Origin of the sequence: Aliiglaciecola sp. LCG003 (assembly GCF_030316135.1) — a bacterium.
GTDB lineage: Bacteria > Pseudomonadota > Gammaproteobacteria > Enterobacterales > Alteromonadaceae > Aliiglaciecola.
In genome coordinates, this window is record NZ_CP128185.1 from 2,526,578 (window position 1) to 2,538,939 (window position 12,362).

Sequence of the window (12,362 nt, forward strand, 5' to 3'; positions counted from 1 at the left end):
TATGTATTTTTAGGCCCGCAACATTTGAATATAATTGTTGATCCGGTGTCAAAAAGCCTCAATATACCCTTCTAATATATTAATTGAGATTCATCTATGCCTAGCACTATTTACGAATTCGACATGCCCCTTAACAATGGACAAAAAAAATCCCTAGCTGACTATAAGCAACAGGTAGTATTGATTGTTAATACAGCGAGTAAATGTGGTTTTACTCCGCAATATACTGGCTTGCAGGCTATGCACGAAAAGTTCAAAGATCGTGGATTTGAAGTGCTTGGCTTTCCTTGTGATCAATTTGGTCATCAAGAACCTGGTGATGATAGCGAGATCGAACAATTCTGTTCGCTTAATTACAATGTTGATTTCCCATTATTCAAAAAAACGGATGTGAATGGCAAAAATGCATCGCCTTTTTTCGATTTCCTAAAGTCCGAAGCTCCGGGTTTATTAGGCAGTAAAAGTATAAAGTGGAACTTCACCAAGTTTTTAGTCAATAGAGACGGCAAAGTGATTGCACGATATGCACCTAAAACCAAGCCTGAAGATATCGAAAAAGACATCGAAAAACTTTTATGAACCATTGCCAGCAGATAACGTCATGAAAACGCTTCTTTTTAGTACCAAGCCCCATGACAGGCGCTATTTTGAAGCTGCCAACCAAGGTTTAGATTTATCGATTGACTATCTCGACGCACGGTTGGTAGAGAGCACTGCTTCACTATGCGCAGGATACGACATAGTCTGTGTTTTTGTTAACGACCAATTGACTAAGGCTGTCATTGGGCAAATTGCCTCACTGGGCGTGAAGCATATTGCCTTGCGCTGTGCAGGCTTTAATAATGTAGACTTGGCAGCCGCCGAGCAGGCCGGGATCACAGTATCTCGGGTGCCCGCCTATTCGCCAGAAGCAGTTGCCGAACATACTATTGCATTAATGATGGTATTAAATAGAAAGATACACAAAGCCTACAATCGAGTTCGGGAAAATAACTTTATCTTAGAAGGGCTTACTGGGTTTAATTTTCACGGCAAAATTGTTGGTGTTGTAGGTACTGGGAAAATAGGCCGTTGTGTGATCAATATATTGCGCGGCTTAGGGTGCCATGTACGCTGCTACGATCCCCACCCAGATACTAGCTTAGAAGAGCTGCCAGATGTGCACTATGTACCGCTGAACAAGCTAATCGAAGAGTCTGATATTGTTACCCTGCATTGTCCGCTGACAGAAGAAAGCCATCATTTAATCAATCATTCGACTATCGATAAAATGAAGCACAATGTCATGCTAATTAACACGTCTCGAGGCGGGTTAATTGATACCCAAGCCATCATAAATGGTCTTAAATCACACAAAATTGGCTATCTCGGTCTGGACGTTTATGAAATGGAGTCCGAGTTGTTTTTCCAAGATAAGTCGTCTGATATTATGCAAGATGATGTTTTTGCCCGATTATTAAGTTTTCCGAATGTGGTCATCACCGGCCATCAGGGATTCTATACCGATGAAGCGTTGCGACAAATTGCCAGTACGACTATCAATAACTTGATGCTGGTTAACCAAGGTAATACCGACACTAACACCTTCATCGCTTGAGATTGTTGCGCATCAAGCCGTTCTTCGTAATATAATATGGAAATACTTGCCCAGCCATTTATAAGGCTCTCGAGTACCATATTCCAGTTCTAAGGATTTTATTTGCTGATACCGACTTTGTTGCATACTTCTATCTTGAAGATAGTCATGAAACCATCGGATCCCTGCCGTATGGATCACCTCAACTGATTTCTCGCTTAAATAGCTTAGTACCTCAGCAGGTTTTAACGCATTATTAGGGTTCAATCTCACCGTATTTTTATTCTTCAGTCCCGCTTCAACATAATCAAAGTTTCCGTATAGCAGATTACCAAATCGGTGTGCATCTTGATTGAAGAAACTTATTGATAGGACGCCACCAACTCTGACCATACTGAGCATTTTTTCAATGGCCTCGAAAGGTGATACTAACCATTCTAAAACGGCATGGCAGATAAGCAGATCATAGTGTTTTGAGTCAGGCAACTCGGTCAAACTACCGCAATTAAATTCAATATTGCTCAGCTGCGCTAAATTGCTCTTTGCCAATAATACGGCTTGTTCAGAGATATCATTATAGGTTAATCGATGATTGTATTTTGCTAAGGCTTCGCACATGATACCTGTGCCGCCTCCCACATCTATAATATCAAGCGACCTTTCCGCAAGGTTGATATACTGTTGCAAATAATGCAGCAGTAATTCATGGCGCAATTGACCCTTAGTTGAGCCGTAGATATTATTTGCAAATTTGTCGATGATAGCGTCGAAGCTTTGATCGGTGTTTTTATTCATAACCACTTTACATACATTCAGATAAGGCCAATCTTACGTGGATTTCTTCATTATTAAAAAACTATTAGGTGTTTTGCTGATGCCCATGCCCTTCATTTTGCTGTTACTGTTGCTGGGAATGTATTTTTTACTCCGAAATAAACAGACCAAAGCCTTGGTATTTCTAGGTAGCGCAAGCTGTTTGTTATTTGTCATCTCATTTAGCCCAGTCCCCAATGCGCTGTTATATGATCTGGAACGAGAGTATCCGCAATTTGATGTATCAAACAAAGTTGACGTAATTGTGGTGTTAGGTTGCAATCATGTAAATGACCGGGCATTACCTATCACCTCGCAAATGTCTAGATGTTCAGTTGTTCGGGCGACTGAAGCTATGCGTATTTTACAATTTAACCCCAATGCTAGCATTATTACCTCCGGCAACCTGGGTAATGAACCTTTTAGCAACGCATACATGAATAAAGAGTTCTTAGTTGCGATGGGCGTACCTGCAAATAAAATCTTCGAAGTGGAGAAATCCCGTGACACCGAAGATGAAGCGGCGAATTTGGCCACTAGACTGACTCATAAAAAGTTTGCTCTGGTGACGGCAGCGACCCATATGAAACGCTCAATGTACCTCTTCCAGCACCAAAACCTTAACCCTATCCCCGCCCCTACAGATCATTTAGTCAGAGAATCCGATGTCCCTGGCCTAGGCTATTATTTTCCCCAAGCCAGAAATATCATTCATACCGAACGTTGGTGGTATGAGAAAATGGGCAATATGTGGATCAGCCTAAAAAGTTGGTTTGACTAAACGGGATTATCCACGTCAACAAATTCGGTTTCAAGATCAAATTGTTGGGACAAATGCAGCGCTATGGCTTTAGCGCCATAACGCTCAGTGGCATGGTGGCCGGCGGCGATGAAATGAATATTCATTTCTCGTGCGGTATGCACCGTTTGCTCTGAAGCTTCACCGGTAATAAAAGCATCTATACCTTGTTCAGCGGCCATTTCGATAAAACTTTGGCCACCACCGGTGCACCAAGCAACGGTTTTGATCTGGTGTTCCCCTCCATCAACTACTAGTGGCTTTCGCTGTAGCACAGTGGTCACTTTTGCTTCTAAGGCTGCTAGTGAGATAGGCTGAGCAAATATCCCCTGCATTGCCACGCTAACTGGATTGTCGAGTTCTAACCCCCCTGTTGTTTCAATATCCAATAGCTTTGCTAACTGGGCGTTATTGCCCAACTGGGGGTGAATATCCAAGGGCAAATGATATCCAAACAAATTGATGTCGTGAGTCAATAAGGCTTTCAGTCGATTACGCTTCATACCCCTTATGCACGGGTCCTCGCCACGCCAAAAATAACCATGATGGACAAAAATCGCATCTGCCTGTTGGCTAATTGCATAGTCAATCAGTTGCTGTGAAGCGGTCACCCCTGTGATGATTTTATTTATGTGCTGTTTACCTTCAACTTGCAAACCATTAGGGCCATAATCTTTTAATCTGGCTGGTTTGAGTAAATCGTTAAGATAATGAAGAAGCGCTTGATTGGTTATACTCATGGTGACCCTTTTTGTAACATTATATGCATTTCCGATACAAATTTGTCGAAATTAGACATTATTCTAAAAACAAGGTATAAAAGCCAACGATGAATATCAATTAATATTAACTAAGGGTGTCGACTACACAATGAGTAATCTGGATAAAGACCAAGTTATTGAAAAATTTACTGAAGCTTACAAAGCAGCCCATGGAAAAGCACCAACTATCGAAGCAAAAGGTGGTTGGTATAGCGTTAATGGTGAAAAAAATGTCCGATTAGCTGCATTAGAAGAAATGACATCTGAGCTATCTTCTGGGTCTGCCAGCGAAAAACCTGCAGCAGCCCCTAAAGAAGCGAGCAAAGCTAAAGCCAAACCGGCAGCCAAAGCTAAGCCAGCAAAGAAAAAAACCAAAAGCAATTTTTCAGTCAAAGCTTATTGGGCAGAACAAATAGAATCTCGTAATCCAGGTTCGAAACAACCTCGATAATTAGAAGGTACAAAATACTAGAAACGGCTTTTGAAGCCGTTTTTTTGTTTCTATCAGCCATCTATTGCAGTTAAGAAGGTACAACAATGAACATAAGATTAGATAAATGCACAGTGGTGGTGGTCGCCGCACTTTGCCTCAGCGCCTGTGGCGACAAGCAAGTCGTCTCTAAAGAAGTGCCCACTCCATTGACCGCTAAAGACGCCAAAGATTTTGTTGATAAAGCCCAACAAGACATTGCCACATTACAACTTCCCGCCGCGCAAGCTGAGTGGGCATATCAGACTTATATTAATCAAGACACCGCTGCACTTAGTGCTTATATGTCTGAGAAGATCACCGCCACAGTGTCTGGGCTGGCCAAAGAATCAGCCAAATTTAATCAAATAGAAGTTGACACAGATACCCGTCGCAAACTCAATTTAATGCGTAATGGCCTAGTTATGCCGGCCCCAGCCGACCCAGATAAGTCAGCACGCTTAGCCGAGTTAGGGTCCCAACTTTCCGGTATGTATGGCAGTGGTAAGTATTGCCGAAGTGAAGAAGAGTGTTTCAGACTGACCGACATGTCAAATATCATGGCCACCGAACGAGATCCAAAATTATTGTTAGAGATGTGGCAAGGTTGGCGAGAGGTTTCTCCGCCAATGAAAGACTTATATGTAGAACAAACTGAGTTGGCCAATTTAGGTTCTCAAGAACTTGGTTTCGAGGATACTAGCGAATTGTGGCGTGGTGCTTATGATATGCCAGCCGATGATTTTGCAGTCGAATTAGACCGTTTGTGGGGTCAAGTAAAACCTTTTTACGAAGCCCTTCATTGTCACGTTCGAGCGGAATTAGGTGAAGAGTACGGCGAACAAGTAGTTCCGCAAGACCAGCCTATTCCAGCCCATCTACTAGGCAACATGTGGGGCCAAACTTGGGGAAATATCTACGACATAGTCAAACCCGATGAGAAGCTCGATGTGATAGATGTCACGGCCGCGCTGGATGAGCATAACTACGATGAAGTTAAAATGGTCAAACAAGCGGAGTCATTCTTTTCTTCTTTAGGTTTTGAGCCTCTACCAGAGACCTTTTGGCAACGTTCACTGTTTACTCAGCCAGCCGATAGAGATGTAGTTTGCCATGCATCAGCTTGGAATTTGGATAATAAAGACGATCTTCGCATCAAAATGTGTATTCAGAAAACCGGTGAAGAGTTTGCCGTTATCCATCACGAACTGGGTCATAACTATTATCAACGAGCGTACAATCAATTACCTTTGTTGTATCAAGGTTCAGCTAACGATGGCTTCCATGAAGCTATTGGTGACACTATAGCTTTATCAATTACACCCAAATATTTAAAAGAAATTGGTTTGGTAGATACTGTACCTGATGCGTCAAACGACATTGGTATGTTACTCAAATTAGCCTTGGATAAAATTGCCTTTGTGCCATTCGGATTAATGGTTGACCAATGGCGTTGGAAGGTGTTTTCAGGCGAAATCAAGCCAGAAGATTATAATACCGCTTGGTGGGAATTGAGAGAGAAATATCAGGGTCTACAATCACCCATTGAACGACCTGCGGATGCTTTCGATCCCGGCGCAAAGTATCATGTTCCGGCTAATACGCCTTACACCCGATACTTCCTTGCACACATTTTACAATTTCAATTTCACAAATCCCTTTGTGAAATAGCCGGAGATAAAGGACCGGTGCACCGCTGTTCTATTTATGGTAGTAAAGATGCAGGCACAGCCCTCAACGCCATGTTAGAGATGGGGCAAAGTCAGCCCTGGCAGCAAGCGCTTGAAACCTTGACAGGTAAAGATCAAATGGATGCAACGGCAGTACTAGATTACTTTGCCCCGCTGAAAGTCTGGTTGGATGAACAAAATAAAAACCGTCAATGTGGATGGTGATAGATACTTATTCTGAATAGTTATCCCTAAATGCCAAAAGCACCTCAACAGAGGTGCTTTTTTTATGGCGTTAAATTTTGGATAAATTTAACTAAATTGATGGCCCAGCTAAATCGTCCAATGTAATCAGTTGTGGTGGCATATCAGCCTCACCATTCACCGCTATCGCTGTGTATACTCCTCCCCCGTCTAAACTCAAAACTGGTGTTTCAATCACAGCTTCTTTGCTTCCTGTAGCAGTGACGGTCACTACGTAATCGCCCGCTGCCAAACTGACATAACCTGTATCGGTGAGTGCTCCAGTACTGTAATCAATATTTACGAAACTAGGCTCCACTGCAATAATGCCGCCATCCGACGTGATATATAAATCAACTGCCCCGGCCGCAGAGGCGGCATGAATGATCCTTACCTTGGCTTCAGTTGCCACAGAACGTGGCATATCAGTGACAAGATCGAGGTCGGCGTTGGCAAGGGTATTGTTGGCTATTGCAGTATAAATTTTACCAGACTCTAATGTCACAGGCGCGTCGTCGATGGCAACAATATTATTATCTGCGTCAGCCACTACATCTATAGTGTAAGACGCTGCGCCTATATTGATATACTCAGAAAATTGGGTGAATTGAGGACCGTCGAACAATACAATTTCATTGTTTGCTATGACATCAACCGCTGGTGCGTCAGCGATACCGTGAACCACACGTAAATCTGACCCCGAATTGACGTCCAACACTTGTCCTGCCCCAGCATCATCGATTATTAGTAAAGTAACCGGCGATCCGCCTGCCGCGACACTTTGAGTGGCTGCCACGACCAAATCTGCGCCATCAGTTAAGCTCAATGTCCCAGAGTCGTAAATCACCTCCGTCGCACCTGCTAAGGTAATACGCACTTGATAATCGCCAGCTGCGACCTCTGTCTGCCCAGTAAAATCTCTAAAGTCTGCGGTGACCAAAGGTTGAGCTGTTGTGATATCGTCCCCGGGGGTCGTAACATATATGTCTACCGCTGGCGCATTAGGCGCGACATGCACGATTTGTACTCGAGCATTGCCAGCTGAAACGGCCGTAATCGGATTAGCCAAAATTAATGGCTCTACGTCCTGGGCAACCGTATCAATAGCAAATACGTTGTATAAGGTATCTTGTTCAAGCAGCAGTGTTTCGTTGATGACGTCCATATTGCCACCTGGGATGACAGCTTCTACACGAACATCGTAACTACCAGCATCAACTTCAATGGTTTCGGAGCCCTCTTGATAGTCAACATTTTCAAGGCCAGCTAAAATACTGCCACTGGCGTATACATTGACAGGTGGCGCGTCGGGTGCAGCATGAATTACTCTCACGCTAGTTTTAGCTTGAGGGGAGTTACAACTTCATCGTCGTCATTATTACAGCCCACTAACGCAAACGAAAACACCGTCATCAGGGTAAATATTTTTATCGATTTCATCATTATCACCTTCTGTTTATCAACATTGATCCTTACGCTGTAAAAATTTTAGAAGATCAGAGAAAGGTAAATAATTTATTATTTGTTATTCATCTTATTGTATTTAGTATTAAAAATTCGAGGTGATATTTGAAGTCATTTTTACTAAAGGCGAATAAATCATAAAATTAGGTTAGAGCAATCGATAGCATTAGCCGTTAAGGCTTTTGTATTTCAGCCAAACGAGCCTCCGACCTGGCCACTGATAAAAAATATGGTATCTAATTTTTTGACCGATATTTGGAAACAAGGTGGACTGGTAGGCGTTAAGCCTAGCGATGCTTTCTATGTCAACATAGGATTAAACCAATCGATGACCAGCCAAGACATAGAGGATGGCATGTTTCGTATCTCTTTTGCGGTTGCAGTTAACAAACCAGCGGAATTTATCCTAATTAACATTCAACAAAAAATGCACGATTGAGAATGTAGCTAACTAACAATATTTCAACATGTTATAAATAGAAGCTCAATATAAAAAACCCGACTTGAGCTGGATAAAGCTCAAATCGGGTTGCTTTGTAGGATGAACAAATTAACCAGAGCTAACTTGATCATCAACCGCGATACTTAAAACATTCGCACTATTTAAAAATCGTTTGGCCTTTTGACCAGAGTTTAATTAATGCTGATTCAATTCCAGTTGACGCCGCCATACCCAAGCGTTCTGCCACACTTTTCTTCTTGGAATATTTCACTGAATAAATCTTATGGCTGGTTAACTTGTTCAACAAAAAATCATCTGAAGTTTGGATTTCATCTACCAAGCCTAGCTCTTGTGCTTTAGCACCATACCAGTACTCGCCTGTTGCGACTCTGTCGATATCCAATTGCTGGCGATGTGAAGACACAAAGTCTTTGAACATCACATGCACTTCTTCCAATTCTTGCTTGAACTTTTCACGTCCCTGATCATTGTTTTCACCAAACATAGTCAGCGTTCGTTTAAAATCCCCAGCAGTGTGTTGTTCAAATTCGATATTATTGCGTTTTAATAACTTATTGAAATTAGGTAGTTGGGCAATCACACCAATTGAACCTATAATGGCAAACTTGGCACTCAAAACATGGTCAGCTACGCAGGCCATCATGTATCCGCCACTTGCCGCGACTTTGTCTACCGCTACCGTTAGGTGAATGTCACGGTCTTTTAAACGTTGTAATTGAGACGCGGCTAAGCCATAACCATGTACCACCCCCCCGCCACTTTCAAGCCTAACTAATACTTCATCCTGCTTTTGCGCACTGCACAAAATCGCGGTGACTTCTTCGCGTAAACTATCAACTTCGTGCGCGTCCATTGAGCCTTTGAAGTCGACTACAAACAAATTCGCTTTATGATCTTTATCCGCATCTTTAGCTTTCTTGGCTGCTTTTTCAGCTTTCTTTTCATCTTTTTGTTGCTGTTTCAACTCAGATTTGTCTAGCAGCAAGTGCTTTGCATGCTGTTTCAACTCTTCAATTTGCTCAGACAAAGATTTAATTTCGAGCTGTCCTGATCCCTGTTTTTGTTTTGCTGCTAAGGCAATTATGCCTCCTACAACCAATAGTATTGCTACAACAATAGTAATAGCTTTGGCAGCAAACAAACCGTATTGAAATAAAAACTCCAAATGACACTCCTAGTTAAAAAATAATACCTGATGGTTATGGGGCTATTTTTGCTAATTAAAACCCAGATTTGCAGACAAGATACATGATCAGGGCTTTTTTACCAATTTCACATAAAAAAAGCCAAGTCAGTGACTTGGCTTTTTTGTTATTCTGACCAGCTAGAAACTAGTTCGCAACAACCTCTGGATTAGTCACTACTATAGTTCCATTGGTTGCCAAGAATGTCGCAGCTTGGCGTTGCATTTCAGCCGTTACCGCCGCACTAGGCGATGGATTGAGCAATGATGAATGTGAACCTGCTACGAAACGCACCAAACCATTGCCTTCTGTAGTAGTAGACACTCCACTCAAGCCAGCGAATCGAGCAAGAGGCTCAGTTCCGGCGAAAGTTGAAGAATTGGTTGTACTGTTTGGAATAACCTGATCCGGCAGTGCGACTGAACCATCATCGTTCACGCCACCACCAACAACTTCATGAAACACAAATTTACTATTACCTGCCAATAGGGCAGCAAAGTTATTTGGATCTGCAGCATCACTGATTGTTTGCGCCGCAAACACAAAGCTTGCAAAAGTAGCATTAACACCAGCACGTTGTGCTTCAGTCAATTGGGCTTCAAACGCGATAAAGGCTGGAACAATGGCTTGATCTGCAGGGATCTCCTGTTCAGCAGCGTAAGTTGCAAGGAACTGTTGGAAATCAGTGGAAGAAGCGGCTAACAAAGAGCCCTTGATTAAATTGCCAAAGCTCGGCGATTCAATTAGGAAGCCAGAAATACCGCCGCCAGGCACACTAAAGACTGCAGATTCGAAGTTATACATACCATCAAATGCATTCAACGGACTGTCTTCGCCGAAAGACTGGTTGGCAACTGCCACAGCACTGATTCCAGAAATAGAACCTAAGCTTTGACCAATGAAGGAAACTTTGCCGGCATTAAGATCAACCGTTCCACCTGTGGTATCTACTATGGCATTTAAGCCTAAACGCAGGCCCATAATGTCAACAATACTTTGACGATTGTTGTCACGGGTCGTCAATAATGACGCTAGGTTCATATAATCGGTGGTTGAACCACCGAAACCGCCAGATGTATTAACCACTTGGCCATCAATAGTGAAACCGCGGCTACCATGCAAAGGATGGTCAATTGCTACAGTTGCATAACCTGCCAGTGATAAAGCGCCGGTGATCGCTAAGAAATCTTCTTTCTTAGAAGTAATACCATGTTGCAATATCACTATTGGCCAACCGCCTTCGGGTTTAGTAATAGCAGAAACGCCTGATTCAGGAATAGCCGCAAGCACGTTAACCACTGACGGATCAGGGACTGTAATCTGTACGTCTAACGTTTCAGTACCATCGTCGTTACTTCCCTGTCTAGCTGGAATTGGACTATAGCGTGTTACATGACGCAAATCATTAATACCTAAATTGGTTAAGTCCAAATCCATCAGTTGACCCCCAGAGGCCGCCTGACATAAATCGTTATTTGGGCCAGCAGTAATAGTGCCATTTGTTAGCAATGCGCCTATTTGCTCAGCACCGATAGTTTGCAGTGCTAAACCATTGGTACAAGCTGCGTTCCAACGACCGTTCAACGGATCAGTTGCACTAAGGTAATATGGTAGGTCAACGGTACCTGCTTTCAAAGAAGCCGCACAAAATGCGCCAACTTGAGGGAAAACAGATGCAGCAGTAGCAAATAATGGCGAAGACGGGTTAGTTACCGCGGCAATCAGGCCATCACAGGTATTCAAACCAACCGCAGTCAGTTGTGCTAATTGGGCTTGACCCAACAGTGCCGGTGCTAAAACATCAAACACATTATCCGCTGGAGCTTCAGTCACAGGAATAACAGGTAGGTATGCTGCGGCTTGTGCAGGGGTTAAACCTGCTTGCAAGGCTTGAGCGAAACCACCGATTTGCAGTTGTTTAGCCGTGCTGATTAGCGATGTTGTAGATTGAGTGGTGAATGTGAAAGCGAATATAATTTCATCTGCACTCAAACCAGCTTGGCTAGTAAGCACCGCTTCATAAGAATTAATAATACCTTGCAAACTGCGTTGAGATTCTGTTGCCAAAGGTAAAGTATTAATATCTTGGCGGATTAACTCATAGGTGGTAGAAGGCTCTAATGCCTTTCCACCAGCAGTTAGATTAGTTGTTGCAACCACGTAGTACGAAGTTGACTCTTTCAATGGTTTAAGCGGCACTATGGCAATATCGTCACCCTTGGCCTGAGTGATAAAGTCAACACCGAATGTCAGTTCAGCACCTACTTTACAACCAGTAATTGGCGGTGCAGTTGTGCAATCAGGATCATTTAAATCACCACCGATGGCCCCTTCAAAAATACGTACGGCACCTGGCGCTGCTACTGAAGCCGCGTCCAAGCTAACACCATCAGGGTGACTGGTACCAAAGGTAAATGGATGTTGAGTGGACCAACCATCTAGTGCCCCTAATGCAGCAGAAGGATTACCGAAATCAGGTGTACCACCATTTGCTTGGCCTGCTACTTCATCAGGCATTTCAAGAGTGCCGTCGTCTGTACGCTCGACTAGCGCGAAAAATAGATCATTTGGTACATTTAGTACGCTGTTGGAAGGATCAAACTTAATTCTCGATGCAGGTACGCTTTTCGTCGTCTCATTTTGAATTTGTTTAAGTTCGTCGCCACCACCGCAACCAGCGAGCACAAACACTGCAGCGATACTTGTACTGATTAACAGTTTTTTCATTATTTCTCCCACACTACGGTTAAATCTTTTGTAATCCATCAAAAAAGTTTATTAATCAAACGATCATTGTTCAATCGTTGGACAACTCACTTTATTAACAAGTTAGACCAGTTATCATTGTCCTCATAGTATTGACTTTGTTATCTATTTGCAAAGGTTTGTTAAGTATTTGTGACGTAATTCAACGTGCAAA

General features: G+C 42.8%; 11 protein-coding genes. 6 read left to right on the plus strand and 5 right to left on the minus strand.

Annotated features, from left to right (window positions below):
* The first annotated feature begins 96 nt into the window (after positions 1–96).
* Both QR722_RS10870 and QR722_RS10875 read left to right on the plus strand, forming a co-directional pair.
* Complete coding sequence (locus QR722_RS10870; RefSeq protein ID WP_286282869.1) at positions 97–579, plus strand: glutathione peroxidase; 483 nt, start codon at positions 97–99, stop codon at positions 577–579.
* A 22-nt stretch (positions 580–601) separates the two neighbouring features.
* Complete coding sequence (locus QR722_RS10875) at positions 602–1,597, plus strand: 2-hydroxyacid dehydrogenase (protein ID WP_286282870.1); 996 nt, start codon at positions 602–604, stop codon at positions 1,595–1,597.
* A 12-nt stretch (positions 1,598–1,609) separates the two neighbouring features.
* On the opposite strand, the gene QR722_RS10880 is transcribed toward QR722_RS10875, so the two are convergent.
* Positions 1,610–2,371, minus strand: coding sequence for a methyltransferase domain-containing protein (locus QR722_RS10880; RefSeq protein ID WP_286282871.1), 762 nt, complete (start codon positions 2,369–2,371; stop codon positions 1,610–1,612).
* 37 nt (positions 2,372–2,408) lie between these two features.
* Between QR722_RS10880 and QR722_RS10885 the strand changes: the two genes are divergently transcribed.
* Positions 2,409–3,170 carry an ElyC/SanA/YdcF family protein gene (locus QR722_RS10885; protein ID WP_286282872.1) on the plus strand — a complete coding sequence of 254 codons (762 nt, stop codon included), beginning with the start codon at positions 2,409–2,411 and terminating at the stop codon, positions 3,168–3,170.
* Here the strand turns inward: QR722_RS10885 and QR722_RS10890 are convergent.
* Entirely contained in the window at positions 3,167–3,928 is a 762-nt protein-coding gene (locus QR722_RS10890; protein ID WP_286282873.1) for a Nif3-like dinuclear metal center hexameric protein, read from the minus strand. The two genes, QR722_RS10885 and QR722_RS10890, sit on opposite strands and share 4 nt — an antisense overlap.
* A gap of 130 nt (positions 3,929–4,058) precedes the next feature.
* On the opposite strand from QR722_RS10890, the gene QR722_RS10895 reads away from it, so the two are divergent.
* Entirely contained in the window at positions 4,059–4,400 is a 342-nt protein-coding gene (locus QR722_RS10895) for a hypothetical protein (RefSeq protein ID WP_286282874.1), read from the plus strand.
* Positions 4,401–4,486: 86 nt separating this feature from the next.
* Positions 4,487–6,313 carry a M2 family metallopeptidase gene (locus QR722_RS10900; protein WP_286282875.1) on the plus strand — a complete coding sequence of 609 codons (1,827 nt, stop codon included), beginning with the start codon at positions 4,487–4,489 and terminating at the stop codon, positions 6,311–6,313.
* Between the two features lie 91 nt (positions 6,314–6,404).
* On the opposite strand, the gene QR722_RS10905 is transcribed toward QR722_RS10900, so the two are convergent.
* Positions 6,405–7,664, minus strand: coding sequence for a DUF4397 domain-containing protein (locus QR722_RS10905; protein ID WP_286282876.1), 1,260 nt, complete (start codon positions 7,662–7,664; stop codon positions 6,405–6,407).
* 291 nt (positions 7,665–7,955) lie between these two features.
* Here QR722_RS10905 and QR722_RS10910 point away from each other — a divergent pair, with 291 nt between their 5' ends.
* Positions 7,956–8,234 (plus strand): hypothetical protein, encoded by a 279-nt coding sequence (locus tag QR722_RS10910; RefSeq protein WP_286287646.1) that lies wholly within the window; start codon positions 7,956–7,958, stop codon positions 8,232–8,234.
* A gap of 160 nt (positions 8,235–8,394) precedes the next feature.
* Here QR722_RS10910 and sohB read toward each other — a convergent pair whose 3' ends face one another.
* Positions 8,395–9,423 carry a protease SohB gene (gene sohB, locus QR722_RS10915; protein WP_286282877.1) on the minus strand — a complete coding sequence of 343 codons (1,029 nt, stop codon included), beginning with the start codon at positions 9,421–9,423 and terminating at the stop codon, positions 8,395–8,397.
* 166 nt (positions 9,424–9,589) lie between these two features.
* The gene (locus QR722_RS10920) at positions 9,590–12,169 is read right to left on the minus strand and encodes a VolA/Pla-1 family phospholipase (protein WP_286282878.1); all 2,580 of its coding nucleotides are present in this window, start codon (positions 12,167–12,169) and stop codon (positions 9,590–9,592) included.
* Positions 12,170–12,362: the final 193 nt, after the last annotated feature.

Excerpts from the sequence above, each read along its gene's own strand:
- QR722_RS10895 (WP_286282874.1), top strand. The coding sequence starts at position 4,059 with ATGAGTAATCTGGATAAAGACCAAGTTATTGAAAAATTTACTGAAGCT.
- QR722_RS10880 (WP_286282871.1), bottom strand. The coding sequence starts at position 2,371 with ATGAATAAAAACACCGATCAAAGCTTCGACGCTATCATCGACAAATTT.
- QR722_RS10875 (WP_286282870.1), top strand. The coding sequence starts at position 602 with ATGAAAACGCTTCTTTTTAGTACCAAGCCCCATGACAGGCGCTATTTT.
- QR722_RS10900 (WP_286282875.1), top strand. The coding sequence starts at position 4,487 with ATGAACATAAGATTAGATAAATGCACAGTGGTGGTGGTCGCCGCACTT.
- QR722_RS10920 (WP_286282878.1), bottom strand. The coding sequence starts at position 12,169 with ATGAAAAAACTGTTAATCAGTACAAGTATCGCTGCAGTGTTTGTGCTC.
- QR722_RS10890 (WP_286282873.1), bottom strand. The coding sequence starts at position 3,928 with ATGAGTATAACCAATCAAGCGCTTCTTCATTATCTTAACGATTTACTC.
- QR722_RS10870 (WP_286282869.1), top strand. The coding sequence starts at position 97 with ATGCCTAGCACTATTTACGAATTCGACATGCCCCTTAACAATGGACAA.